This is a genomic window from Barnesiella sp., from assembly GCF_022723415.1.
GTDB lineage: Bacteria > Bacteroidota > Bacteroidia > Bacteroidales > Barnesiellaceae > Barnesiella > Barnesiella intestinihominis.
In genome coordinates this window covers 1-25,563 of the sequence record NZ_JAIJHU010000034.1, presented here as the reverse complement: position 1 = coordinate 25,563, position 25,563 = coordinate 1, and the positions used below count along the sequence as shown (strand labels likewise).

Below are 25,563 nucleotides of genomic sequence, written 5' to 3'. Positions count from 1 at the left end.
CTGTAAATGAGAAAGAGGAAAAGTCCAAGACCAAAAAGGCAACAAAGAAAAAAGCAGAATAAGAAGCCATTCTAATGAACGGTAAATATAAGCCTGTGCGGTTTCCCGTACAGGCTTTTTTATGGATCGAGGGTGTGTATCCAAGCTCCTTGTGTGCGAATATCGTGGCAGGGAATACTATTTTCGAAACAGTCGTTTTGTAATTTAGTGGCTCGTCTGGGGTGAACATCGGGACCGATGATAAATTGCCGAACGGAAAATAGTTTGAGTATGTCTTCTATTCTGCCGTTGAACATCTTGCCGATAATAACATAGTCTATCGTTAGTTTTTTCCCTATTGATAGTTTATCCCATTCTTGTTTACCGAGGAGGACGAGCCGTTTCCCATAAAATTGGGCGAAGGGATAGTCTATAAAGCCGGTGTTGTCTTTGGTTCCGGGGGAGCCGTGTTGGAATATTTCGTATTGTGTCTTTCCGTTTTTCATACGGTATTCTTCACCCACTACCCTTTGACCGGAGGTGAGGGTGTCGGATAAGAGAATATAACAACGAGCTTTGTCGCTGAGTTGAACGACTGTCGATTTTTTACTGTCATATACGATAATTTCTGGCTGGGGCGATTTATAAGTGCACAAGTCAAAAATAAGAAAACCGATACAAAAACCCAGAGTCAGCCAAAGAGTCTTTTTAGAACGATTCTTAACGGTTATATAAGATAGTATGCCGCAAATGAAATAAAGCCATAGATAGCGAGTTTCCAACCATACGCTTTCGATGTGGCTCCACGGTAGTTTGTATATATGTAGGCTTATCTGTTGTATATATTGCAGTAAAAAATCGACGGTATTTCCTAACCAATCATAGGGAATATGTAGGGCCGAGAGTAACAATAGTAAAAAAGAGAGTCCGAAAACAACGGGTAAAAGAGGCAGTACGAAAATATTACCGATTAGAAATAATAGAGGAATAGTGTGAAAATAATAGACGGCAATGGGTAGGGCTCCGATTTGGGCGGCGATGGATACTGCAACGCAAGAACTAAGCCAACGAACGACAAAGTAGGGTGAATTACCTCCGATATTTAGTTTGGTGTAGAATAGCAAGATAGCGGTTACTGCCGAGAAACTCATTTGAAATCCCACATCGAAAATGAGGTTCGTGTCGTACGATAACATAAAAAATGCTGCGGCGAAAAGTGCATTGAGAGAACTGTTGCGTCGGTCGAGAAATTCGGCTGTTAAAAGAAAGGATGCCATGATACAAGCTCGTACGGCCGATGGCGATAAGCCTGTTATATAAGCATAAATCCATAAAACGAATAAAGTGAATAGAGGTCTCAGTTTTCTGCAAGACTTGAAAAGAGAGAGGGGAAAGAACAAGAAGTAAATCAAAGGTGCTACGACTCCCATGTGAAGTCCGCTTACGGCTAACACATGTGAAAGTCCGGTTGCCGAAAAGTACGATCTTAGGTCTTGTGGAAATTCCTGTCGTTCGCCTAACAACAAAGCCCTCAATAAAAGAGTACTGTTTTTAGACAAATTACAGGATTGAAGTTGGTCGGAAAGATGTTTTTGTAGATCCGAAGTAGCCTTTCGAAGATTCGATTTTGGTTTTTCTCCGATATATTTCCATTGTTTCCCGGTCAAATATTGACTTCTCGATATACCTTTGTGCTTCATGAACGAGGCGAAATCGAAAGCATAAGGATTGGTGTTGGACGGTATTGCTTTCGGTCGAAATTCAAACCCGATGATGTCGCCGTATTCGAGCCGTCGAGCTTGAATACCTTTTTCAAAATAGAGAGCTATTTTTTCTTTATATTTCACGATCGACCCGTTTGTATCCGACAGGGCTGTTATCGTAACGGGACAGTAGTAAGAGTTCGTTTTTTCTACGGCTTTGTCGTTTACGTGAGCTATCGCGATAGGATAAAAACCGGAAGGCTGTTGGGATATGCGGTTTTGAGTGCCATGTAGTATCGCTCCGATAGAAAAGACGATCAGGAATAATCCGACTCCGAAAATACTTCGTTTGTGGTATTGTTCTTCGATACTGTCTCGTTTTATGAATGAACTCCATAAAACTAAGCCGCATAAAGCGGGAATGAGGTTTCCCCATATCGGTAAACATAGGAACTCTTGGTACAGGATACCTGCCAATAGAGGTACTAACAACCGTATGAATGGAGTGCGGGCTGCCGATAGGGAGGAGCTATTCATAAGTCGATTGTTTGAATGGGGCTTATGTTCAGAATCTTCGGGTCATATAGCGCATGAAATCCGATTCGACACCACCGGTTTGACCGGTATTTTGAACGAAGCAGAATTCCCGTTCGCAATCGAAGTCGCTGATTTCGATGACTTTCAATTTTCCATCAGCTATTTCCGATGATACGGCTTGTATGGAAACAATCCCCACGCTGTCGGTATTGTATAAAAACCGTTTGATACCTTCGGTGGTTCCCAATTGCATGATAATATTGAGTTGGGATAATTTCAACTGGCGTGTACCCAACGCTTTTTCAAAGACCTCTAAACTGCCCGACCCCTGTTCTCGAATAACCAACGGAATTCTTTTCAGTTCCTCTATCGTTATTTCTTCAAGTTTGGCCAATCGGCTGCGCGTACTGGTTATACAAACCAGTTCGTCTTGCATAAAAGGAGTGTAATGTAGATGTATTTGTCGGCTGCAACCCTCGATGAGCCCCAAGTCGATACGATGTTCTTCGACTGCTTTTTCTATATCGCTGGAATTCCCGTTGATTAACGAGAGTTTTATTTGTTTGAATTTCTGTTGAAATGTAGCCAGATAGGGCGGAAGCACATACTGAGCGATAGTTGTGCTTGCTCCCAAACGGAGCTCTCCGATGTGACGCTGGGTCAATAAGTTCATCTCGAAATCGAGCTGTTTGTATTGTTTAAGAATTTTTTCGGCGTGGCTTAACAGCAGTTCTCCGTCGGGGGTCAGCGTTATGTGAGTACCCATTCTCTCGAACAGTCGGGTGCTGTATTCTGTTTCGAGTTCTTGTATGTGCTTGCTGATTGCCGGTTGACTTACATATAGCTCTTTCGAGGCTTTGGTGAAGCTGAGGTTGTGAGCCACACTGCAAAAAACTTTTAATCTGAAATCTATCATGATAAGAGTCAATTTATTCGTTCCAAATCTTCCATGCCGCCAGTGCTTGCAAATGAAGCATTTCTATTCCGTTTTTTATTTTGCAACCCTGTCGGGCTGCTTTTTGGAGAAATAAAGTCGTTTCAGGATTGTAAATAACGTCGTAACAAAGATGTTCGGGGCTTAGTGCCGTGTAGGGTATGTTCGGGGATTTGTCTATGTGGGGAAACATGCCTAACGGAGTGGTATTGACAATGATTTTGTGATTATCGATTAGGTCGGGAGATAAGTCTTCGTAACTGAGTATATCTCCTCTTTTTTGTCGGGAAACGAATGTCGGTGTGATATGCAAGGCTTTTAACCCGGCATGAATAGCTTTTGATGCACCACCGGTTCCGAGAATAAGCGCTTTTGTCATGCGGTCGTCCAATAACGGAGCGATAGAATTGGTGAACCCTATGATATCGCTATTGAACCCTTTGAGAAATATCTTGTCTCCTTGCCTCGTAATCTTGATGACATTGACCGCTCCGATTTCGCGAGCCAAAGGGTGCAATTCGTCGAGTAGGGGGATAACTGCTGTTTTATGAGGAATCGTCACATTCAATCCGCACAATTCATGATTGTCCGAGATAAGCTGTCTCAAACAGGAAATATCCTGTATCTCAAAGTTTTCATAGGTGGCGTTTATATGCTCGTCTTCAAATTTTTGTTGGAAAAAAGAGCGGGAAAACGAATGTCCCAAAGGATAGCCCACTAATCCGTATTTTCTTTTCATAAAGCCGATAAATTAACCGTTATATTTCGATGCCGATAATATTTCCCCTCCATTGTCGGTCGTCTCGATAATTTCGATCGCTTCTTTTTTCTTTTCGTTAGCATAAGCCTTGATGATTTGAAGTCCTATCCAGCGGCCCAATCGTCCCGGTGCATCTTGATGAAGTACCGATACGAAAGGGGCCGGCTCGATATACTTGTTGATAAGCATCGATTCGGTATTGAACAAGTGCTTTTTACCGATAAGTTGTTTCCATATTTCAGCTTCGTTCTCTTTGCACCATTGAGCTTGTTTGTCGGAATATCCCAATAGGACATATTCGTTTGTTCGAGGAAATATCTGAGACAAGCAATAAAGAATTTTCCCTTCGTATATCATTCGGTCTAATAGTGCGTTTCGCTGCGATTGGTAGGGATATAAAGTGCGTAGCCAAACTTCGATGACATCGATGGGAATGCGGTCGCTTTCATGTAAATTCCGTTCGTAATTATAATAGCGTTGTTCATAAAGGGGATAGTTTTCACCCAAATAACAGTCTAAGGAAACCGATAGCAAAGTGGTATCGATTGTGACGATCGATTGGTTCAGTCCCGAAATGTGGGTAAGAATGCGGGGACGTTTCTGTGGAGCGAACAACTCGTTGTATCTTAGGAATGCGTTCTGTAATTCGGTAATCCATACGGTATCGTTGGAAAATTTTGTTTCTGTATCCGCATACAACTGGGATATAGCCTCGTTGGATAAAAACATTTTTAATCCCTTTTGGAACGATGGAGCATCTCCCAAACCGAGTATGTGTCGACAATAAACCGGAAAAAATGGGGTGTATTTATCTATAAAAAGAAATATTTTGGCCGAGTCTGTTTCTTGGACGTAAGAAGGTAGTCCTTTATCGAATCGTTCTATGGTTACGATCGGGTTACTTGAATGGTTCGATATTTCCGATGCTTTTCCGTTGCAAGCGATAAAACAAAGGGTAAGTAAACTTACGACGACGGCATATTTGCTTGTTTTCTCGGGTTGTATCATAATACTCTCTTTTTATGTCTCTTCTGCAAATTTACTTTTTTCTTTTGAGAAACCCATAAAGAACATTTTTGTTTTGTTATACGGTGTATAGGACAATAAATATCTATTAATTCGAGGCTTTTTCGGTCTTTATTCGTACCTTTGCGATATATGTGAGGAACAGGACGTGCTTGGGCATAAGCGATAAAGCTTGTTTCTGTTCTTGGTTTACACTATCTTTGCATATAATGAGTAATAGTTTTTTTACTTATCGGGATTAAATGACGGATTATAATTTATGAAGCATTCATATTTCAGCCGGAGGTTATTGTCGGTTTTTATGGCTTTTGCTTTGGGCCTTTCCGTCTTGTTGGCCAAAGATTTTGTCGTGGTGATCGATGCCGGTCATGGCGGGCACGATCCCGGCTCTCTCGGCAGCAAGGCGAAAGAGAAAAACATCAATTTGGGAGTTGCCTTGAAATTGGGACGTCTGATTGAAAATAATATGCAAGGTGTGAAGGTGGTCTATACCCGTAAAAAAGACGTTTATTTGACCTTGCAGGAGCGAGCTAATATAGCTAATAAGGTTCAAGGCGATTTGTTTATTTCTATTCATACCAATTCTTTGGATAAAAAATCCCCCAATCGTAGGAAAGTCGCCGGCGCTTCTACTTGGACATTGGGGTTACACAGAAGCAAGGAGAACTTAGAAGTTGCAAAACGGGAAAATTCCGTTATATATTTGGAGAATGACTTTTCGACTCGTTATGAAGGATTCGATCCGAATTCGACCGAGTCGTATATTATTTTTGAATTCATGCAGTATAAACACATGGAGCAGAGTATAAACTTTGCTTCGGATATACAACGTGAATTTGTTTCGACTGCCGGCCGGGTGGATCGGGGGGTAAGACAGGCTGGATTTTGGGTACTCGCTAAAACGAGTATGCCTGCGGTTTTAGTGGAGCTCGATTTTATTTGCAATCCGACGCAGGAGAGATTTTTGAATTCCGAATCCGGTCAGGAGAAAATGGCAAAGTCTATATACAATGCTTTTGTCAAATATAAATCAGACTATGACCGCAAGCAAAATGCCGGCAAAAGGGTAGAGGAGTCACCGTCTTCTTCCGCCGTTGTATCGCCTGATAAAAAGACTCAAACGGGTGATTCGAATGTGGAAGTCTCTGAACAAGCCGAGAAATCTGGGGTTACTTATTATAAAGTACAGTTCATGGCTTTGCCTCGGAAATTGCCGGCTAATTCCAAAGAATTTAAAGGGCTTTCTCCTGTCGAATATTATAAAGACGGAGGAATGTATAAATACACCTATGGAAAATCTACCGACCGAGACGAAATACAGAAACAATATAAAAAAGTAAAATCTTTGTTTCGCGATGCCTTTATCATAAAGTTCCGTGATGGAAAACGGGTCTATTGAAAGGTATTGTGATGCTGAATAAAAAATAGAATATGAAAAAGTGGTTTGGAAAAGAAGTTAAGATAGCACTATCGGTTCTTGCGAGTATTTTGATTTTGTATGTGGGAATTAACTATTTGAAGGGAATCAATGTAATGAAACCTTCTAATTATTATTATGTACAATTCCCGAATGTTGCAGGTTTGGCCCAGTCTGCACCGGTATCTATCGATGGATACAAAGTGGGACTCGTGCAGGAAATTGTTTATGATTATGATGCAAATGGCGCGATTAAGGTGCTGTTGAATCTCGATAAAAAATTAAAAATCCCGGTCGATAGTAAAGTCTATCTCGAAACCGATATGCTTGGAACGGCATCGATTGTTATCGATCTGAACCCTCATGTGAGCGAATACTATGATCATGGAGCCGTTATTGAAGGGGAAGTGAAGTCTGGACTAATGCAAAACATACAAGGAGAGTTGTTGCCCCAGTTTGCTTTGCTGTTACCGAAACTCGACAGTATTCTTTCGGGATTGCAGACGCTAGTCAATGATCCTGCTTTATCTGCTTCGGTAAAACGTATCGATCATATTACCGCTAATTTGGAGCGTTCGTCCGTGCAATTATCACAGATGATGAAAGACGATGTGCCGGCTATTCTCGACAATGTACAAGGAATAACGGCGCAGGTAAATCAGTTCTCGGGAACTTTGAATTCGTTACCTCTCCAATCTACTATGATTTCGGTTCAGAAAACTTCCGATAATTTGCAGCAAATAACCAATCATTTGACTTCTCCCGACAATAGTCTGGGACTATTGTTGAACGACCGGTTGCTGTACGATAAAGCGAATGGCGTTTTGGGGAGCGTAGATTCTTTGATGATAGATTTAAGACTCAATCCGAAACGTTATGTTCATTTTTCTCTATTTTGATTTCGTGAATATTTTTATTATTTAGAATCATTATAAATAAAGAGGGCCGTGTAATTTTTTTGTAATCTTCCCAGAGCTACGCTTATATGTGTTTATTTCCAAATTTCGTATAAAGGGAACGATTTTTGTCGTAGAACATGTGGAAGATTGTAAGATATTGTAAATAAGTGTGATAATAATTTTCTATGTCAGATAATTTGCTTTGTATGGTCGGGTTTTATAAACACCTTGTAATCAATTGTTTGTGCTAGAACTGTAAAAAGCAAATATTTTTGAATTTGTTTTTGATGAAAAATAATTTGAATTTTGTACTCACAAAAGTTTTTTGATAGAAGATTTACATAAAAATGGGTTCAGAACAGCATGTTCAGTTGTGGGACCGATGTTTAACAATTATCAAAGACAATATAAACGAAGAGGCTTTCGATAGTTTATTCAAGCCGATAGTCTCTTTGGGGTTTGATGATAATGTGTTGACTTTGCTTGTCCCTTCACATTTCGTTATTGAGCAGATTGAGGAGCATTATCTCAGTTTGCTGAAAAAGGTTCTGCCTCGCATATACGGGGCAAGCGTGAAATTGTTGTATCGTGTACAAATCGTTCGTCAGCCGGAAGCTACCGTCGATTTGACCGCTACTACTAAATCGACTGCCGTAAAGAAGATGCAGCAGTCGATGCCCGATCTTTTAGACCCTTTCAAACAACGCGTTTACGATGAGCTCGATCCCCGCCTGAACCCTATCTATACTTTTGAAAGCTATTATCAAGGGGCGAGTAACATGCTGGCACGTACGGCAGCAGAATCTATTGCTGCAAACCCGGGGAGAAACACCTTTAATCCGTTGTTTTTATTCGGTGAGTCGGGGGTTGGAAAAACCCACCTGATTCAAGCGATAGGATTGCGTATTAAAGAGAATAATCCGGCTTCTCGTGTGTTATATTTATCGGCTCATGATTTTTTAGTGCAATATACCGATGCTGTTCGTAATAATCGGGTGAACGATTTTATCAGCTTTTACCAGAGTATAGATGTTCTGTTGATGGACGATATTCAGGAATTTGCCGGGAAGACTCAGACGCAGAATACATTCTTCCATATATTCAATCATTTGCATCAGAGCAATAAGCAATTAGTGCTCACTTGCGACAGGCCTCCGGTTGAGTTGGTGGGTATGGTATCGCGCCTGCTGACTCGTTTCAAATGGGGTTTGACGGCCGAGGTCGAACGCCCTGACTATGAATTACGATACGATATCTTGATGAGTAAGGTCCGTCGTGATGGATTGTCTATTTCCGAAGAGGTTATTGACTATATAGCTCGTAATGTCACCGATAATGTGAGAGATTTGGAAGGAGTCATTGTATCGCTTATGGTACGTTCGAGTGTCTTGAAGAAAGAGATTTCGATAGACATGGCCGATCAAGTGTTGGCTGCCAGTGTAAAGATGACTCAAAAACAGATCACCATAGATTCGATAAAAGAGGCTGTTTGCGGATATTATGGACTGGAAACGTCGAGATTGTTGGAGCGTACTCGCAAGAGAGAAGTGGTCGTTGCTCGCCAAATGTCAATGTATTTGGCAAAGAAATATACCACTCTTTCGTTGGCAGGAATCGGTGATGTGTTAGGGAAAAAAGACCATGCTACGGTTTTGCATGCTTGCAAGACTATATCGGAGCAGGTAGGTGTCGATAAAAAATTGCGCAGCGATTTGGAAGAGATAGAGCAGCGTATTCAAGGATAGTAATATAAATTACTCGAAGAAAAATAAAAGAGCTCCTTTTCAAGAGCTCTTTTATTTTTCTTCTTTAATCAGGTAAACGGAATCCCTGCTTGACGATGAAGTCAAGGAATGTTTTTGAAAATAGTTCATTGTCTTTTCGGGGAGAACGTACGTCTGTGAAGACTTGGGCTAAATTCTCTTTATGGTTCTCTTCGATATATTTCTTGTTTTCTGCCAAATTCTCTTTTTCGAAGTAGAGCCGATGTATTGCTTTGGGGGTATAGTCTTGATATGCTTCGTGGTGAAGAATCGCTTCGATGGGAAGTCGTTCTATTTGCGCAGGTATATCTGCGGGATAACCCACCGTAAGAGTGGTAATAGGAATGACAAACTTGGGCAGACGCAATATTTCCGCTATCTGAGGAGCGTTATATGTGGTAGTTCCCAGATAACAGCAACCCAATCCTGAAATTTCGGCTACTGTACAAAACTGTTGAGCTACAAGCAATGCATCGATAGCTGCCGTGACGAAGGATTGGAAATTGTCATATCCCGGTTCTGCATGATTTTGTTCGCACCATTTAATAAATCGGTTGAAATCGGCACAAAAAGTTAATACGACAGGGGCGCTGGTTACAGTGGGTTGATTGAAATGAGCCGGAGCTAACTTTTCTTTGTTCTCCTGTTCTCGGGTTATGACAACACTGTAAACTTGCATATTTTGCGTCGTGGGGGCTCGAAATGCTGTTTCGAGTAACTCATTGAGTAATTGTTCGTCAATATCCTTATTGAGATATTTCCGTATAGTTCTTCTTTCTTTTAAAGACGATATCATATAAAGGTAGTTATTAGAGGTTAGATGTTCGATTGCAAAATTAAAAATTTATTTGATAAGTTATTTATTTCGGTTACTAATTATTAGTAACTCTTTTTATTCCTTCTCATTGTAAAAAAAGAAAATTTATAAACTGTTTTTATCGAGATGTTTCTTTTTATATTGCTCTTATTTTTACAGTTGATTTTTAAAGTTGGAAACTTTTTAAGCTTCTTGAAAATATAATGTTTTGATAACTAGAATATTATTTGTTTGATTTGGGAAACTTTTTGAAAATTGAAAATTTAAAAATGATATTGTTTGCGTATGTAGAATGTTTTTTATAAACTTGCACCGTAAATCTTTTTCATCAAGAAACCTTTGTCTAAATTAAGTAAATTAACGAAAACTGAAAAACATTTTATCTCGTGGAACCAATTGTTTATACTTACGACGAAGCATATCAGGCCTCGTTGGAGTATTTTAAAGGCGATGAGCTGGCGGCTCGTGTGTGGGTTAACAAGTATGCTCTAAAAGATTCGTATGGGAATATTTATGAAAAGACTCCCGACGATATGCATTGGCGTATCGCTAATGAAATTGCTCGTATAGAGCAAAAATATCCTAATCCTCTTTCGGCACAGGAACTGTTCGATTTAATGAAAGGTTTCCGTTATATCGTACCGCAGGGAAGTCCTATGAGCGGTATCGGAAACAATTATCAGGTAGGGTCGTTGTCCAACTGTTTTGTAATCGGTCTCGACGGAGCACCGGATTCCTATGGAGGGATTATAAAAATCGACGAAGAGCAAGTTCAATTAATGAAACGTCGGGGAGGAGTCGGTCACGATTTGTCTCATATTCGGCCCAAAGGGTCTCCGGTAAAAAACTCGGCTTTGACTTCTACGGGTTTGGTTCCGTTTATGGAACGTTATTCCAATTCCACGCGTGAAGTTGCTCAGGACGGTCGTAGGGGAGCTTTAATGTTATCGGTTTCTATTAAGCATCCCGATTCGGAATCGTTTATTGATGCCAAAATGGTCGAAGGACGGGTGACAGGAGCTAATGTGTCGGTGAAGATTCACGATGATTTTATGGAGGCTGCCATTGCCGGAAAAGCTTATCGGCAACAATATCCTATCGATTCCGACGATCCGAAAGTAACGAAAGAGGTCGATGCGCAGGCTATTTGGAAAAAGATAGTACATAATGCTTGGAAGTCGGCCGAACCCGGAGTTCTATTTTGGGACACCATTATCAGAGAGTCTGTCCCCGATTGTTATGCCGACTTAGGTTTCAAAACTGTGTCGACCAATCCTTGTGGAGAAATACCCTTGTGTCCTTATGATAGTTGCCGTCTGTTAGCGATAAACTTGTACTCCTATGTGGTCAATCCTTTTACGAAAGAGGCTTATTTCGATTTCGATTTGTTCCGTAAACACGTAGGATTGGCTCAGCGAATGATGGACGATATCATCGATCTCGAAATGGAGAAAATCGATAAGATCATAGAGAAAATCAAATCCGATCCAGAGACCGACGAGGTAAAATGTACAGAGCTTAACTTGTGGTACAAGATTCAAAAACGCACTTTGCAAGGGCGTCGTACTGGTGTGGGTACAACTGCCGAGGGCGATATGATTGCCGCGTTAGGACTTCGTTATGGAACCGAAGAGGCGACCGATTTTTCAGAAAAAGTACATCGTTCGTTGGCGCTTGCGGCTTATCGTTCGTCTGTTTCGATGGCAAAAGAGCGTGGGGCTTTCTCGATTTTCGATGCCGATAGGGAAGTCGATAACCCATTTATCAATCGGTTGAAAAAGGAAGACGAGGAACTATATCGGGATATGTGTAAGTACGGGCGTCGGAATATTGCCTGTCTGACTATCGCACCCACGGGAACAACGAGCTTGATGACACAGACTACATCGGGAATCGAACCGGTATTTATGCCTGTTTATCGCCGTCGCCGTAAAGTGAATCCCAATGATCCAGAGGTTCGTATCGACTATGTTGACGAGACGGGAGATGCTTTTGAAGAGTACGTGGTTTATCATCATAAATTCATCACTTGGATGCAGGTGAATGGTATCGAAGTGAAAGAGAATTATACACAGGAAGAAGTCGATGCGTTGGTGGCTCGTTCGCCTTATTATAAAGCTACGGCTAACGATATCGACTGGTTGCAGAAAGTTCGTATGCAAGGCCGCATTCAAAGGTGGGTGGACCACTCGATTAGCGTGACGATCAATTTACCTTCCGATGTCAGCGAAGAGATGGTGGGTCAGCTATATGTAGAGGCATGGCGTTCTGGCTGTAAGGGGTGTACTGTTTATCGCGATGGTTCCCGGTCGGGAGTTCTCATCTCAGCCAAGAAGGAGGAGAAGAAACCCGTTGCGGCTATTAATCAACCGGCCGAGACATTGGTCCGTCCTATCGAGTTGGAGGCAGACGTGGTTCGTTTCCAGAATAATAAAGAAAAATGGATTGCCTTTGTCGGTTTGAAAGACGGTAAACCGTACGAGATCTTTACCGGTTTGGCCGATGACGATGACGGTATTTTTTGTCCGAAGAATGTAGTCAAGGGAAAAATTGTGAAAGCTGTGAATGAAGATGGTACGAAGCGGTACGACTTCCAGTTCTCCAATAAGCGTGGTTACAAGACTACTATCGAGGGATTGTCCGATAAATTCAATCCGGAATATTGGAATTATGCCAAGCTGATATCGGGGGTTCTCCGGTACGGAATGCCTATTCCGCAGGTATTGAAATTGGTTTCGAGCCTTGAATTGGATAGTCAGTCTATCAACAGTTGGAAAAACGGGGTCGAGCGAGCGTTGAAGAAATATCTGCCCAATGGGACTAAGGCTAACGGGCAGACTTGTCCTCATTGCGGAAATGAGACGCTCATTTATCAAGAAGGCTGTCTCATCTGTACGTCGTGCGGAACTTCCAAATGTGGATAATATTCGAGCAACAAATATAGACCAAAAGGCAAAAGCGAACTATCATAGGTTCGCTTTTGTTTTTTAGAAAAAAGGTATGAAGAAGAGCATTTGTTTTATCGGAAAGTTCTTACCTTTATGATTAAAATATAGGATATAGCGATGAAAATAATATTCGAGATATATTATCATACTCGATGGGGCGAAAGTTTATTTCTCTCCGGGGACATAGATGAGCTTGGTGCGAATGAAGAGAATCGGGCTGTTATGATGGATTATCAAGGTGACGGCCTATGGAAATATACAATGGAACTTCCGGCCTCTGCAAAGAAGTTCCATTATGAATATCTGGTAAAGTCCGGGGAGGGAATCCGTCGGGAATGGGGGAGTCCTCATAGTTTCTCTCCGGGGAGGAATGCCGGGAAATATCGTTTGGTCGATCGATGGCGCGATGTTCCTGCCAATTTGCCTTTTTATTCATCGGCATTCATTCAAGGTATATTCTTTCGACAACACGCCGATTCTGTCGTAGAAACGATAGAACAGGGGACGTTCACCGTTAAGGTTGATGCGCCGCAACTAAGGCCCGATGAGAGGCTCGTTATGGTCGGCGACTGTCCGGAATTGGGCGATTGGGACGTTTTAAAAGCCCCGTTATTGAATGATTCTGCTTTTCCGGAGTGGCAGATAACCCTCGATGGGAGACAACTGAAATTCCCGTTCGAGTATAAGTTCGTTATCGTGCGTACCCATCAACGGGAAGTTGTTGCTTGGGAGACGGGAGAGAACCGTATTTGCCGGGAGAAACCGCAAAATCCTTCTGAGGCCGTGGTGGTTTCGGGACTTCGCTTCAACGGTTCCGAATCGCAGTGGAGGGGAGCCGGGACGGCGATTCCGGTATTTTCTCTCCGTACGGATTATGGGTTCGGCATAGGGGAGTTTATCGATTTGAAATATTTGGTAGATTGGGCGTTAAGAACAGGACAGTCGTTTATACAGCTACTCCCGGTGAACGATACGACGATGTCGGGTACATGGCAAGACTCCTATCCCTATAATGCCAACTCTACTTTTGCTCTGCATCCGCAGTACCTTCGGTTATCCGAAGTCGGGTATTTGAACGACGAGGTGGAGCAAGCCCGCTTCGATGCGTTACGAGAAGAATTGAACCGGTTGCCCGATGTCGATTACGAGCGGGTGAACCGTGCGAAGATGGAATATTTGAGACTTTTGTTCGAGGAGCAGGGCGAGGCTACGCTATCGAGCGACGGATTCAAAGCCTTTTTTCGGGATAATAGTTTTTGGTTACGTCCTTACGCAGCATTTTGCAGTTTGAGAGACCGATTCGGAACTGCCAATTTTAGCTGTTGGGAAGAACATTCGTTTTACGATGAATCGGCCATTGCCGACTATTGTGCCGTGTGGAGTCCGTGGTATAAATCGGTCGCATTGTATTATTATATTCAGTATCATTTGCATGTTCAATTATCCGAAGTCAAGGAGTATGCCCATCGGGCAGGAGTGGTTTTGAAAGGCGATATTCCCATAGGAATCAGTCGTACCAGTGTCGATGCGTGGGTCAATCCGCAACTCTTTCACATGGATAGTCAGGCAGGGGCGCCACCCGACGATTTCTCGATAGAAGGCCAGAACTGGGGATTTCCAACGTATAATTGGGAGGTCATGGCTCGTGATGGATATGCGTGGTGGAAAGCCCGGTTGCGCAAGATGTCGGAGTATTTCGATGCTTACCGGATTGATCATATTTTGGGCTTTTTCAGAATTTGGGAAATTCCGTTCAATGCCGTTCATGGTCTGCTGGGACACTTTAATCCGGCGTTACCGTTCTCTCCCGAAGAGTTGCAGGGATACGGATTCCGTTTTGATGCTTCGTGGCAAACGGTTCCTTATATTCGGGAAGATTTTTTGGACGAGATTTTCGGTGCATATACCGGAGAAGTGAAAGAGCGGTTCTTGGTACATAAGGGAGACGGACGATGGGATTTGAATGTCTTGGTCGATACTCAGCGTAAGATAGTCGGATATTTCTCCGGGGCGAGTGACGATATGAGTATTTTGATAAGAGACGGGTTGATGCGGCTTATCGACGATGTCCTTTTCCTCGAAGATCCCGATCGTCCGGGGTATTATCACCCCCGTATCTCGGCTCAGCATACACATGTTTATCATAGCCTCGATGAAGATCAGAAGTCTTGTTTCAATCGTTTGTATGACGATTTTTATTACCATCGTCACGATGTTTTTTGGAAAGACGAGGCGTTGCGGAAGTTACCTGCTCTCATATCGTCGACCGACATGCTGGTCTGTGGCGAGGATTTGGGAATGATCCCGCACTGCGTTCCCGAAGTGATGGAGCGTTTACAGATACTCTCGTTGGAAATACAACGAATGCCTAAGGAGTCTTGGCGCGAATTTGGGGATACATGGGCTTATCCTTATCGATCGGTATGTACGACCTCGACTCACGATATGTCGGGAATAAGGGTATGGTGGGAAGAGGATAGAGCTCGAACACAACGATTTTTCAATGAAATTCTCGGCGAACAGGGCGAGGCTCCTTCTTTCTGTGAACCGTGGATTTGCGAGAAGATAGTCGAGTTGAATCTCTTTTCTCCTTCGATGCTTGCTATTTTACCGTTACAGGATTGGCTGTCGATAGACGGGCGGTTACGTCGGGAAAATCCGCAGGAGGAGCGGATAAATATACCGGCTCATTCCCGTCACTATTGGCGATACCGCATGCACTTGTCGATAGAACAGCTTTTGGAAGAAGGGGTATTTAATACCCGCCTTCGGGAATTGATTGAACGTAGCGGGAGATAGGGGCTTTTACAAGGCATATCCCTCGAAATCGTATAGCACTGTCGACAGATAACGTTCTCCCGTATCGGGTAAAAGTACGACGATTGTTTTGCCTTTGTTTTCGGGTAATTGAGCCAATCGGGTAGCTGCGAAAACAGCTGCTCCGGAGGAGATACCTACTAATAGACCCTCTGCCGCTGTCAGTTCTCTACTGGTGCGAATGGCATCGTCGTTGCTTACGGGGATTATTTGATCGACTACGGAAGCATCGAATGTCTTGGGAACGAACCCGGCGCCGATGCCCTGTATTTTATGGGATCCGGCTTTACCTCCCGATAGAACCGGCGAGTCTTTCGGTTCTACGGCTACGATTTTTATAGCAGGGTTGTGTTTTTTTAGTCCGGTTCCTACGCCGCTGATGGTTCCTCCTGTACCTACTCCGGCGACGAATATATCGATTTTGCCTTCGGTGTCTCTCCATATTTCTTCGGACGTTGTTTTCGCATGAATGGCGGGATTGGCAGGGTTTTCGAATTGTTGCAGAATGATGCTTCCCTCTATCTCTTCATTCAGTTCTTTCGCCTTTTGAATGGCTCCTGCCATACCTTCACTACCGGGAGTAAGGATTAACTGTGCTCCCAATGCTTTGAGCAGATTGCGCCTTTCCATGCTCATCGTATCGGGCATGGTCAGTATGAGCCGATAGCCTCTTGCTGCCGAAACGAATGCGAGACCTACACCTGTATTTCCGCTTGTGGGTTCTATAATTGTGGCATGAGATTTCAACAGCCCTTTTTGTTCGGCCTCTTCTATCATAGATAAAGCGATACGGTCTTTTACACTCCCGGCCGGATTGAAGTATTCCAGTTTAGCGACCAGTATTCCGTTCAACTCATGTTTTTTATTGTAATTCGAGAGTTCCAATAGAGGGGTATTCCCTATCAAGTCGGTTAGACTTTTGGCTATTTTCTTCATGTTTATATATTTATGGTGATACAAAGATAGTGCAAACGAGGGCAGGAGCAAATTAATTTGATGATATCAAGTGGAGCTTATATTTGTTTTAGTATTGAAAGTCTGTTAATCTCCCTTTTCGATACGTTCTGTCTCACTTTCATGTACGAATGTTTCTTTGATTGCAAATACGCACAAAGCTCCCGCGAATAACAGAATACCCGAAATCCCCAACATGACGGGCTGGCTACCGCCTAACCATCGTAGCAGAGAACCACCTACTAAGGCCGCGAGAATTTGGGGAACACAGATCGTGCCGTTGAACAGTCCTAAATAGGCTCCCATGTTTTTCCCCGAGATGGAATTGGTGAGGATCGTGAAGGGTAGAGCCAATATGGCTGCCCAAGCACAACCAATGAGGAAGAAAGGCAGGAACATCAGATAGGCATTGTGAATGAAAGGAACCAGTGTGAAACCGGCTCCGCCGATAAGTAGGCTGAGGCTATATGCCGCTTTTCTGTTTTTTATCAAGGGGAGAAGCGGGGCCCAACATACCGAGCCTATGGCTTGTATGGCGAATAATACGCCCGTCCAGTTCCCGGCTGATTGGTAGCCGGGAGAAGCCGGATCGGTCGAGTGCCAGACGTTGTCGGCGATGGCTCCTGTGGAATAGGTCCACATATACATGAAAGCCGACCAACAGAAAAACTGAACGAGACCGACCGTCCAGAAAACTTTCGGAGCGTGGCGCAGTAGGGATATGAAATTATTCTTCTCTGTCAGTTCTTTGTCCGAAATTTGGTGAAATTTTTGGAATTCCGCAGGTGGCATTTCTTTCACCCGTATCGAAGAATAGAGGGTACACAGTATCAATATGGCTGCCCCTCCGTAGAAAGAGAAAATTACCGAATCGGGGATAACTCCGGGGGCTGCGATATTGCTGATACCGATATAGGTGAACAGGATAGGGAACAAGTAGCCGACTAAACTTCCGGCATTGGAAAGGAAACTTTGTATGGAGTAAGCGAGTCCTTTTTGCCGTTCGTTGACCATATCGCCTACCAACATTTTGAAAGGTTGCATGGCCATATTGATAGATGTGTCCAACATCATGAGGGCTATTAACCCGAACCACATTGCATGGATATATCCCTTGAATGAAGCGGCATTAGGCAATAGGCACATGACTGCTACGGCAATGGCCGAGCCGGCGATAAGGTATGGAATACGTCGTCCGAAACGATTCCAAGTGCGGTCGCTCAATGCGCCTACGATAGGTTGTACGATAATTCCCGCTAACGGAGGAAGTATCCAGAAATAACTTAAATTATGCGGATCGGCCCCTAAGGTGGCGAATATCCGGCTAATGTTGGCGCTTTGAAGAGCATAGGCTATCTGAACGCCGAAGAATCCGAAACTAATATCCCATAGCCTTCGGAAACTTAAATCGGGTTTTACTCTCATTCCATCGAAAAGAGAGGAGCATTGGGTTTATTGTAAATCCGTTGTTCTGTTTATTCCGGGAAGGTCATGCCATACAGTTTCTCTATTTCCTGAGGCCAAAGGTTCTCATTCGGAGTTTCGAGAATCAACGGTATGTTATCAAAACGCTTATCTTGCATTAATCGTTCAAAGAACCCCATACCCAATACGCCTGCGCCTAAACTGTCGTGACGGTCTACACGGGAGTCGAGTCCTTTTTTAGCATCGTTCAGGTGCATTCCTCGCAAGTATTCGAATCCGATAATCCGGTCGAATTCCCGCCAAGTCGCATCATATCCTTCGGCTGTCGCCAAATCGTAACCTCCGGCAAAAGCATGGCAGGAATCTATGCAGACTCCTACACGACTTTTGTCCTCTATCCAGTCGATGATAACCGCTAAATGCTCGAACTTGAATCCTACGTTACTGCCTTGCCCGGCCGTGTTTTCTATAACGGCGGTAACCCCATCGGTCTTTTCGAGAGCCAAATTGATCGATTGGGCGATACGGGCTAGACACTCGTCGGTCGAAATCTCTTTCAAGTGACTGCCGGGGTGGAAATTCAATAGTTTCAATCCCAGCTGTTCGCAACGTCGCATTTCGTCCAGAAAAGCCACCCGAGATTTGGTCAGCCCTTCTTCCTGAGGATGTCCGAGGTTGATTAGGTAGCTGTCATGCGGTAGTATATATTGGGGTGAGAATCCGTATTTTTCGCAATTCTCCTTGAACAGTTCTATGCTTTTGTCCGATAACGGAGGCGATTGCCATTGCCTTTGATTTTTTGTGAACAAGGCGAAGGCTTTGGCCCCTATGGCATGTGCGTTTACCGGAGCGTTTTCTACACCGCCCGCAGCACTTACGTGGGCTCCTATAAATTTCATGATTCCGGTCGTTTTTGTTCTTTAAGCAAAACTACAAAAAAAGCCGATTGCTGCCGAGATGAATGAGTTAAGATTTGAGATGGTTCCTGAAAACTTCTTTATCTTTGTGAGTACGAAGATAGGATGCGGTTCGGTATAGCCAAATCGGAAATGGGGTTTCCGTTTGTCTCTGCTCTCACCTTTCGCTATCTTTGTAGTTACAAAGTATAGAGTATGAATAAGGTATATCATTGGATATTTTTTCTGCTATTGCTCGCCGGTTGTCAGGATAGAACGGATTCGTCATACGTGATTACAGGAAAAGTGGTTAACTCGCTGACTGACGGGAATGTCGTTTATTTGTCTCATAGTAACGGAGATGAATTGGTGAATTTGGACAGTGCGATAGTCGATGGCGGAGTTTTTTCTTTTCACGGAGTACAGGAGGAACCGATTATGGCTTATCTGCGGTTTAACCGTTATCTCGATTCTTTGGCTGTGCCCGTGTTATTTGTGTTGGAAAATGGAGCGATGGAGGCGGTGATGGATACTTCGTATTCAAGTGTCGCAGGGACGGAGCAGAATAACATATTCGAGGAATATAAACGGGAGGCGTATCGCCTCGATTCTTTACGCCGTTGTTTGCATAGCCATTACGTCGAACAGGTGGAGAAGCGTATGATGGATGCCGGTTTGGAACAATCGATGTGCGATGAAGATTTTCGTTTGAGCAGCCAAGAGGAGAAGCTGGCCTACCGGTTTATTCGACTGAATCATTATTCACCGGCTGCGATATGGGTGCTGGAACAGATGCAAAGCCGTTTCGATGAAGATGAGTTGCGAAGCCTTTTGTCGGGATTCGGTGGGCGAAGCAAGAATGCGCAGATATTGTCCGATATTTCTTTGCGCTTGCGTAACGCCGATAAAGTCGAGCCGGGAAATCCGTATGTAGATGTTCCATTGATAGAGTATTCGGGACGGAAAGAGAATCTGTCGGGATATATAGGATATGCGAGATATACGGCTATTGGCTTTTGGCGTTCGGATAGCGAGCCTTCTTGCCGGGATATGACGAAATTCGGAGAACTGTATCGGGCGTATGGTTATCGGGGCGCGACCTTTTTGTCTGTTTCGTTGGATAAAAAACGGGACATATGGCGAGAAAAAGTGAGAACTTTGGGATTGCCTTCACATCACTGTGCGGCCGCGGAACCCGATGTAATCGAAACCCGATATGCTCTGGTGTCGGTTCCCAATTTTATGCTTATTGCCCCCGATGGGTCCATCGATTCCCGTAACCTGACGGTGACAAAGTTGGAACAGAGGCTGCAAGAACTGTTACCCTATCGGGCGAGAAGAGATACTGCTGTGTCGTCTGTACCGGATACCACTGGATTTGTAAAACGATTGTCAATATAGTTTGTCTCCACAATACTCGGCAATGTCGTAGTAATGAGATTTTTTCATATTGCAAGTATTGTAATTTGTCTAAAAATGGGAATCAAGGCAAAATAGAACTTCTGCCTTGACTCTACATAGAGATCCCCTCTGCCTTTAATCTTTGAGATTGGCGAAAGGTCTGTGTCCCCCGTGCTGTTCTTTGAATCGGGCGATGAGTGCGGTTTCGACCGTTTCGGGATCTTCGTCGGGAGTAGGTTTCCAGCACAACAGCAAATTGCCGGAATTTTTTATTTGCCAAATGTATCGGCCGCCTTTGTGTCCGCTTTTCTTTCCGGCACCGAAGTCTAAGTATTGTTTTAATCGGCTTTGAATGGTAGCTTTGCAATTTTTTAACTTTCCAGCTTTTCCGATATAGACCACGCATGTATTTTCTACCCAGTTGGTTTCCAACTCGGTTATCGACACATTGGGATCTTTCCCTTTAAAGAATCCTCCCGTACCGCGGGAGAGAAATTCGGGAATATTTTCCCCCGTATAGACGACCATATACACACCGGCTGTTCGGGGGATTGCCGTACTGTCGGCTTGCAGTTGTGCTACCGGAATGAATCCCTCGAAACCGGCGGCTTTCAAATCATCGATAGTGTTGAATTTCATAGCTGTATCATTTAATTTGTTTCACTATATTTGTAGTTAAGTTTGTTTTAATAAATTAGATTCCCGTTTTCATCGAGATAAAATATTTGATTTTCGTTGTTCATTCCTTCACATCCATTTCTTGCTTGGTATTTTGGACATATTAAACATGGCTCCGAACGAAACTGTTCCGGAATTATATCGGTATCTTCACAAAACGGGCAACAAAGAGTTGGTTGGTTTAATATTTGTGTTTGGATTGTATATTGGTTTTCCTTTGCTCTTTGTTTATTCTGTTTATCCAATTTTTCTTTTTCCGCCTTCCCTTTTTCTGATAAAGGGATTCTCCATTGTTTTGGAGATTTTTGCATTTGATAGGCGTGAGGAATCAGTCCTGATTCTACTATTTTTTCAAGGCTTTGTTATCAGCGATTAAACGGGTAAAGGTAAGTAAACGATTAGCTTCCGCTAAAAGCATATAAGGCTTGTTTTTTGTATAAGCTGAATATCTTTGCCTGTATGATTTTTTCGATATTTCCCATAACGATAATTTTAGTGTAGAATGTCTGGGTGATTTGTAATAACAAGTCTTGGGGTATTGTATTTTATTCGGTATTTTATTCGTATCGTTAATGATTTTCAGTACTTAGTCGCACTCTGTTTCAATAGGTTTGTTTCGTTCGGCGGCTTGTCGCAGCGTATCGTACAGGCGGGTGCGCAGGGTGTGTGGCGCGACTACTTCGACCGATCGGCTGCGGGAAAGCAGTTCCATGACGAAGTCGTTGGTAATGCGCAGTCGCAGTTTGACGGTGATACCTGTTTCGTCTTCGGAGAGTATTTGTTGCGAGTGATGCAGGGGTAGTGTTTTCACGAAAGCTCCATCGACCGAATCGTATTTAAGAACGATTTCTTCCACGGGGTCTTCGGGATTGTTCCATATCCCGTAACTTTCCCGAAAGAGGGAGGGGATATCTATGTGTTCGTCACGGAGAAATTGTGTATCTTCGAGAATATTTATCGCCGAGATACGGTCCACTCCGAACGATTTCAGTTTGCTGTCGGTGTCGTAGCCGATGAGATACCATCGGTATTGCGATTCTTTCAAGAAATGGGGCATGAGCCGTTTGTGAACGATTTTTCCGTTATGGCGTACTAAGGTGTAGTCAAATTCAATGGGATTCCTTTTTCGTATCGCTTTTAGGAGGGGAGCGATGAGTTCGTGCCGTATGGCGTTATGGCGATGCTCGGCGAGGACGTATTTTTGCAAAACACTGTCTGCGTTGATAGAACTGAGCAGCTCGAAGTTGAGCAGTAGTTCTTTGTAGTTGTCGGTCATCTCGTCGAGTTCGGCAATGTAGTATCCTCGTGATTTGTCGTTACGAATGACTATGCCGAACATTTCGTCGATAAGTCCGAAATCGCGCTGCATGGTTCGTTGCGAATAGTTCGAATCTTTGTTGTCGTATAGGGCGAGGGTATTCTCTACGTGTGCGATGAGTGCGTCTGTCGGGACGTATCGAACTGCCGATAGTTTGTTGATGAGTATCGCCAAGCGTCGTATTTGACTGAGTTTTGCCATATCTGTTTGTTTTTGCTTCTTGTGCAAATATAATGATGCAGAACGACAAAACGTGTCGTGTTGATAAATAAGTGGGAATTTAAAAAGAAGAACGCCCGACAAAATCGGGCGTTCTTACTATAAGAAGTTTCGATGATTATTCGGCAACGACTTCGAAGGGGATTTCTACGCTGACTTCTTTGTGAAGTTTTACAATAGCTTTGTAGTTACCCACTTCTTTAACCGTATCTTTAATAACGATTTGTTTGCGGTCTACGATATGTCCCAATTTTTCGAGGGCTTCGGCAATCTGAATGTTGTTTACAGAACCGAAGATCGTACCGGTCGAGCTGGTTTTAGCACCGATGGTAAGAGACACGCCTTCGAGAGCGGCAGCCAAAGCCAAAGCATCAGCTTTGATCTTTTCGAGCTTGTGAGCGCGTTGTTTCAAATCTTCTTCGCGAACTTTCAATGCAGAAGGAGAAGCGATCACTGCTTTTCCTTGCGGGATAAGGTAGTTGCGACCATATCCGCTTTTCACTGTAACGACATCGTCTTTGTAACCGAGGTTAGCGACATCTTCTTTCAATATTACTTGCATGCTAAATTCCTCCTTCGTTTAATTATTTCATCATATCAGTTACATAAGGGAGCAGCGCCAAGTGACGGGCTCTTTTCACAGCTTGTGCAATACGACGTTGAAATTTCAACGAAGTTCCTGTGATACGACGGGGCAGGATCTTGCCTTGTTCGTTCAAGAATTTTTTCAGGAATTCGGGATCTTTGTAATCGATATACTTAATACCGTTTTTCTTGAAACGGCAGTATTTTTTCTTTTTGATGTCGACCGAGGGAGGGGTCAAATATCTGATTTCAGATTGTGCTTGTGCCATTTTTTAGTTCTCCTTTACTTCTTCTTTGTTAGACGATTTAACACTTCTTCTCTTTGCTGCGTATTCGGCTGCAAATTTATCCATTCTGAATGTCAAGAAACGGATTACACGTTCGTCACGACGGAATTGGATTTCCAATTTAGCGATGACAGAAGGTTCGGCGTCGAATTCCAACAGGGTGTAGAACCCGGTGGTCTTTTTTTGGATAGGATAGGCGAGTTTGCGCAATCCCCAGTTTTCTTCATTCACGATTACTGCGCCTTGTTCGGTGAGAATCGTTTTGAATTTTTCTACCGCTTCCTTCATCTGTACATCAGACAAAACGGGAGTTAAGATGAAAACGGTTTCGTAATGATTCATACTCGTTTAGTTTAACGTAATTAGTATAATGTTTTTTTATTTGCGGGGGCAAAGGTAGGTATTATTTTGTAATTATGCAATGCTTTATACTCGTTTTTTGAGGGAACATTCACTCTTAGAAGCTGTTTTAAATTTATAGAGAAATAATATTATCATTGTAGGCAGGTATGTTCCGGCCATATTGCGCTCCTGTCTCGCATCTTGAATCCCTTGATTTTTGTCAATAGCCCGCTATTGACTGCCTATCTCGGACTCCAATCTGCTTCAACATAGGGCTCAATCTGTCTCGGAATAAATTTAAAACAGCTTCTACTGTATTTTGCATATTCTGTGGTTAAATATCACGCTTTCTTCGGCTCGTATTTTTTGTAAAACAGCGTGAGGAGGATAAACCCGACTAAGGCGAGGGGCGCTCCTATCAGGGCGGGATATTGATATCCCAGTCCGGCTTGCAGGGGTAGACCTCCGATATACGCACCGATGGCATTGCCGAGATTGAAAGCCACTTGTATACAGGCTGCTCCCAGTAACTCGCCTCCTTTGGCAAAGTGAATGATAGAGATTTGTTGAGGGCTCGACACGGCGAACAGTCCGGCTGTACAGAGGCACATGAGCAGGGCTGTGAGCCAGTTGATATGGGCTACGAAGAAAATGCCCAATAATGCCATAAAGAGTATGAATTGGGTAGAGGCGGCTACACGTCCGGGAGTATATTTGTCGGACAACTTCCCGCCCAAGAGATTCCCGACTACCATACCGAATCCGGCCAATACCATCAATAGGGTAATGCTTTCTGTGGAAAATCCGGAAACTTTCGTAAGGAGGGGATTTATGTAGCTATACCAACAAAATACGCCTCCGTTTCCCAACATGGTAGCTCCCAAAATAAGCCACGGGGCTCCGGTTTTCAAGAAACGGAATTGCCCTTTGAACCCTGTATCGGGTAGTCCTTCGACTTGGGGAACCCATTTCCAGATGTAATAAAGTATGATGATACCCCATACTCCTACCAGCATGAATGTGAGTCTCCACGATAGCAACGTGCTGAGCGATGTTCCTAACGGGACTCCGAAGAGGTTGGCGATGGTCATGCCGGCAATCATGATAGAGACTGCCTCGGAGCCTTTTCCCTTGTCGGCAAGTTTCTCTGCGACAACCGATGCGACGCCGAAATAGGCTCCATGTGGTAACCCCGATATGAATCGGGCGACAAGCATAGTCCAGTAGTTGGGCGACAGTGAGGCAAAGATGTTTCCTACCATCATGATCGCCACCAATCCTAACAAAATATTTTTTAACGGGAGTTTACGGGCGAGGGTAAGCATGGGCGCTCCTGCACAAACACCGAGAGCATAGGCCGAAATCAAGTGTCCGGCGGTCGGGATACTGATGTGCAGATCGGCTGCTACATAAGGCAGTATAGCCATCATGACAAATTCGGCTATACCTAATCCTAATGTGCCGAATGCCAGTGCGATAAGACTCTTTTTCATTTCTATTTAATTACCTATTGAGCAGTGAGGCCGCGTGATTTTCGCGGACCTTCTGAAAAAATCGGGTGCAAAGGACGTGAATAAGACTGTTTTGTCCAAAATAATCGACTTATTTTTTTCGTGAGAGACTAAATTTTTTGGCATCTTTTTTTAAATGCGAACAGATAGTATCTGTCGTGTAGTATTTAGAAGCTGTTTTAAATTTATTGAGAAATGATATTATCATTGCAAGTAGGTATGTTCCGGCCATATTGTGCCCCTGTCTCGCATCTTGAATCCCTTGATTTTTGTCAATAGCCCGCTATTGACTGCATATCTCGGACTCCAATCTGCTTCAACATAGGTCTCAATCTGTCTCGGAATAA

The 25,563-nt window shown here is 43.4% G+C and carries 21 protein-coding genes; 6 read left to right on the top strand and 15 right to left on the bottom strand.

Annotation, left to right across the window (positions count from 1 at the left end):
- Positions 1 to 119 precede the first annotated feature (119 nt).
- From QVD32_RS08205 to gldB, 4 genes are read right to left on the bottom strand one after another with little or no spacing between them, the layout of a single operon-like run.
- Complete coding sequence (locus QVD32_RS08205; protein ID WP_021891368.1) at positions 120 to 2,219, bottom strand: ComEC/Rec2 family competence protein; 2,100 nt, start codon at positions 2,217 to 2,219, stop codon at positions 120 to 122.
- Between the two features lie 28 nt (positions 2,220 to 2,247).
- On the bottom strand, positions 2,248 to 3,135 hold the full coding sequence (locus QVD32_RS08200; RefSeq protein ID WP_021891367.1) for a LysR substrate-binding domain-containing protein: 888 nt from the start codon (positions 3,133 to 3,135) through the stop codon (positions 2,248 to 2,250).
- Positions 3,136 to 3,148: 13 nt separating this feature from the next.
- Positions 3,149 to 3,892 (bottom strand): shikimate dehydrogenase family protein, encoded by a 744-nt coding sequence (locus QVD32_RS08195; RefSeq protein WP_021891366.1) that lies wholly within the window; start codon positions 3,890 to 3,892, stop codon positions 3,149 to 3,151.
- A 12-nt stretch (positions 3,893 to 3,904) separates the two neighbouring features.
- Entirely contained in the window at positions 3,905 to 4,921 is a 1,017-nt protein-coding gene (gene gldB / locus QVD32_RS08190) for a gliding motility lipoprotein GldB (protein ID WP_021891365.1), read from the bottom strand.
- A gap of 277 nt (positions 4,922 to 5,198) precedes the next feature.
- Between gldB and QVD32_RS08185 the strand changes: the two genes are divergently transcribed.
- The 3 genes from QVD32_RS08185 (at position 5,199) to dnaA (ending at position 9,000) form a co-directional block, all read left to right on the top strand.
- Positions 5,199 to 6,338 carry an N-acetylmuramoyl-L-alanine amidase family protein gene (locus QVD32_RS08185; RefSeq protein WP_008861832.1) on the top strand — a complete coding sequence of 380 codons (1,140 nt, stop codon included), beginning with the start codon at positions 5,199 to 5,201 and terminating at the stop codon, positions 6,336 to 6,338.
- A gap of 32 nt (positions 6,339 to 6,370) precedes the next feature.
- Positions 6,371 to 7,255, top strand: coding sequence for an MlaD family protein (locus QVD32_RS08180; RefSeq protein WP_021891364.1), 885 nt, complete (start codon positions 6,371 to 6,373; stop codon positions 7,253 to 7,255).
- Between the two features lie 347 nt (positions 7,256 to 7,602).
- Complete coding sequence (gene dnaA, locus QVD32_RS08175; RefSeq protein WP_021891363.1) at positions 7,603 to 9,000, top strand: chromosomal replication initiator protein DnaA; 1,398 nt, start codon at positions 7,603 to 7,605, stop codon at positions 8,998 to 9,000.
- Positions 9,001 to 9,064: 64 nt separating this feature from the next.
- Here the strand turns inward: dnaA and QVD32_RS08170 are convergent, their stop codons facing one another.
- Positions 9,065 to 9,814 (bottom strand): nitroreductase family protein, encoded by a 750-nt coding sequence (locus QVD32_RS08170; RefSeq protein ID WP_021891362.1) that lies wholly within the window; start codon positions 9,812 to 9,814, stop codon positions 9,065 to 9,067.
- 407 nt (positions 9,815 to 10,221) lie between these two features.
- Between QVD32_RS08170 and QVD32_RS08165 the strand changes: the two genes are divergently transcribed.
- The gene (locus QVD32_RS08165) at positions 10,222 to 12,759 is read left to right on the top strand and encodes an adenosylcobalamin-dependent ribonucleoside-diphosphate reductase (RefSeq protein WP_021891361.1); all 2,538 of its coding nucleotides are present in this window, start codon (positions 10,222 to 10,224) and stop codon (positions 12,757 to 12,759) included.
- Between the two features lie 141 nt (positions 12,760 to 12,900).
- A complete protein-coding gene (locus QVD32_RS08160; protein ID WP_118687228.1) occupies positions 12,901 to 15,582 on the top strand; it encodes a 4-alpha-glucanotransferase in 2,682 nt (893 codons plus the stop codon).
- 6 nt (positions 15,583 to 15,588) lie between these two features.
- On the opposite strand, the gene cysK is transcribed toward QVD32_RS08160, so the two are convergent.
- The 3 genes from cysK to nfo all read right to left on the bottom strand — a co-directional run bounded on the left by cysK (position 15,589) and on the right by nfo (position 18,878).
- The gene (gene cysK, locus QVD32_RS08155; protein ID WP_008861838.1) at positions 15,589 to 16,536 is read right to left on the bottom strand and encodes a cysteine synthase A; all 948 of its coding nucleotides are present in this window, start codon (positions 16,534 to 16,536) and stop codon (positions 15,589 to 15,591) included.
- Positions 16,537 to 16,641: 105 nt separating this feature from the next.
- Positions 16,642 to 17,979 (bottom strand): SLC45 family MFS transporter, encoded by a 1,338-nt coding sequence (locus QVD32_RS08150; RefSeq protein ID WP_008861839.1) that lies wholly within the window; start codon positions 17,977 to 17,979, stop codon positions 16,642 to 16,644.
- Between the two features lie 50 nt (positions 17,980 to 18,029).
- On the bottom strand, positions 18,030 to 18,878 hold the full coding sequence (nfo, locus tag QVD32_RS08145) for a deoxyribonuclease IV (protein WP_008861840.1): 849 nt from the start codon (positions 18,876 to 18,878) through the stop codon (positions 18,030 to 18,032).
- 213 nt (positions 18,879 to 19,091) lie between these two features.
- Here nfo and QVD32_RS08140 point away from each other — a divergent pair, with 213 nt between their 5' ends.
- Entirely contained in the window at positions 19,092 to 20,276 is a 1,185-nt protein-coding gene (locus QVD32_RS08140) for a DUF4369 domain-containing protein (protein ID WP_021891358.1), read from the top strand.
- 135 nt (positions 20,277 to 20,411) lie between these two features.
- Here QVD32_RS08140 and QVD32_RS08135 read toward each other — a convergent pair whose 3' ends face one another.
- The 7 genes from QVD32_RS08135 to araJ all read right to left on the bottom strand — a co-directional run bounded on the left by QVD32_RS08135 (position 20,412) and on the right by araJ (position 25,198).
- Positions 20,412 to 20,915, bottom strand: a complete 504-nt coding sequence (locus QVD32_RS08135; RefSeq protein ID WP_021891357.1) for a hypothetical protein — start codon at positions 20,913 to 20,915, stop codon at positions 20,412 to 20,414.
- A 47-nt stretch (positions 20,916 to 20,962) separates the two neighbouring features.
- Complete coding sequence (locus QVD32_RS08130) at positions 20,963 to 21,265, bottom strand: hypothetical protein (protein ID WP_118687227.1); 303 nt, start codon at positions 21,263 to 21,265, stop codon at positions 20,963 to 20,965.
- A gap of 275 nt (positions 21,266 to 21,540) precedes the next feature.
- Complete coding sequence (locus QVD32_RS08125) at positions 21,541 to 22,473, bottom strand: helix-turn-helix transcriptional regulator (protein ID WP_229033560.1); 933 nt, start codon at positions 22,471 to 22,473, stop codon at positions 21,541 to 21,543.
- Between the two features lie 136 nt (positions 22,474 to 22,609).
- The gene (gene rplI / locus QVD32_RS08120) at positions 22,610 to 23,053 is read right to left on the bottom strand and encodes a 50S ribosomal protein L9 (RefSeq protein WP_008861845.1); all 444 of its coding nucleotides are present in this window, start codon (positions 23,051 to 23,053) and stop codon (positions 22,610 to 22,612) included.
- Between the two features lie 22 nt (positions 23,054 to 23,075).
- Positions 23,076 to 23,345: a 30S ribosomal protein S18 gene (gene rpsR / locus QVD32_RS08115; protein ID WP_008861846.1), complete on the bottom strand. Its 270-nt coding sequence runs from the start codon at positions 23,343 to 23,345 to the stop codon at positions 23,076 to 23,078.
- Positions 23,346 to 23,348: 3 nt separating this feature from the next.
- Positions 23,349 to 23,705, bottom strand: a complete 357-nt coding sequence (rpsF, locus tag QVD32_RS08110) for a 30S ribosomal protein S6 (protein WP_021891355.1) — start codon at positions 23,703 to 23,705, stop codon at positions 23,349 to 23,351.
- A gap of 341 nt (positions 23,706 to 24,046) precedes the next feature.
- Positions 24,047 to 25,198 (bottom strand): MFS transporter AraJ, encoded by a 1,152-nt coding sequence (araJ, locus tag QVD32_RS08105; protein ID WP_118687226.1) that lies wholly within the window; start codon positions 25,196 to 25,198, stop codon positions 24,047 to 24,049.
- Positions 25,199 to 25,563: the final 365 nt, after the last annotated feature.

What these genes read in the sequence shown, in the direction of transcription:
- QVD32_RS08140 (WP_021891358.1), top strand. Translation starts at nt 19,092, where the DNA reads ATGAATAAGGTATATCATTGGATATTTTTTCTGCTATTGCTCGCCGGT.
- dnaA (WP_021891363.1), top strand. Translation starts at nt 7,603, where the DNA reads ATGGGTTCAGAACAGCATGTTCAGTTGTGGGACCGATGTTTAACAATT.
- gldB (WP_021891365.1), bottom strand. Translation starts at nt 4,921, where the DNA reads ATGATACAACCCGAGAAAACAAGCAAATATGCCGTCGTCGTAAGTTTA.
- QVD32_RS08150 (WP_008861839.1), bottom strand. Translation starts at nt 17,979, where the DNA reads ATGAGAGTAAAACCCGATTTAAGTTTCCGAAGGCTATGGGATATTAGT.
- rpsF (WP_021891355.1), bottom strand. Translation starts at nt 23,705, where the DNA reads ATGAATCATTACGAAACCGTTTTCATCTTAACTCCCGTTTTGTCTGAT.
- QVD32_RS08125 (WP_229033560.1), bottom strand. Translation starts at nt 22,473, where the DNA reads ATGGCAAAACTCAGTCAAATACGACGCTTGGCGATACTCATCAACAAA.
- nfo (WP_008861840.1), bottom strand. Translation starts at nt 18,878, where the DNA reads ATGAAATTTATAGGAGCCCACGTAAGTGCTGCGGGCGGTGTAGAAAAC.
- QVD32_RS08205 (WP_021891368.1), bottom strand. Translation starts at nt 2,219, where the DNA reads ATGAATAGCTCCTCCCTATCGGCAGCCCGCACTCCATTCATACGGTTG.
- QVD32_RS08200 (WP_021891367.1), bottom strand. Translation starts at nt 3,135, where the DNA reads ATGATAGATTTCAGATTAAAAGTTTTTTGCAGTGTGGCTCACAACCTC.
- QVD32_RS08170 (WP_021891362.1), bottom strand. Translation starts at nt 9,814, where the DNA reads ATGATATCGTCTTTAAAAGAAAGAAGAACTATACGGAAATATCTCAAT.
- QVD32_RS08135 (WP_021891357.1), bottom strand. Translation starts at nt 20,915, where the DNA reads ATGAAATTCAACACTATCGATGATTTGAAAGCCGCCGGTTTCGAGGGA.
- rplI (WP_008861845.1), bottom strand. Translation starts at nt 23,053, where the DNA reads ATGCAAGTAATATTGAAAGAAGATGTCGCTAACCTCGGTTACAAAGAC.
- araJ (WP_118687226.1), bottom strand. Translation starts at nt 25,198, where the DNA reads ATGAAAAAGAGTCTTATCGCACTGGCATTCGGCACATTAGGATTAGGT.
- rpsR (WP_008861846.1), bottom strand. Translation starts at nt 23,345, where the DNA reads ATGGCACAAGCACAATCTGAAATCAGATATTTGACCCCTCCCTCGGTC.
- QVD32_RS08130 (WP_118687227.1), bottom strand. Translation starts at nt 21,265, where the DNA reads ATGCAAAAATCTCCAAAACAATGGAGAATCCCTTTATCAGAAAAAGGG.
- QVD32_RS08185 (WP_008861832.1), top strand. Translation starts at nt 5,199, where the DNA reads ATGAAGCATTCATATTTCAGCCGGAGGTTATTGTCGGTTTTTATGGCT.
- QVD32_RS08180 (WP_021891364.1), top strand. Translation starts at nt 6,371, where the DNA reads ATGAAAAAGTGGTTTGGAAAAGAAGTTAAGATAGCACTATCGGTTCTT.
- cysK (WP_008861838.1), bottom strand. Translation starts at nt 16,536, where the DNA reads ATGAAGAAAATAGCCAAAAGTCTAACCGACTTGATAGGGAATACCCCT.
- QVD32_RS08160 (WP_118687228.1), top strand. Translation starts at nt 12,901, where the DNA reads ATGAAAATAATATTCGAGATATATTATCATACTCGATGGGGCGAAAGT.
- QVD32_RS08195 (WP_021891366.1), bottom strand. Translation starts at nt 3,892, where the DNA reads ATGAAAAGAAAATACGGATTAGTGGGCTATCCTTTGGGACATTCGTTT.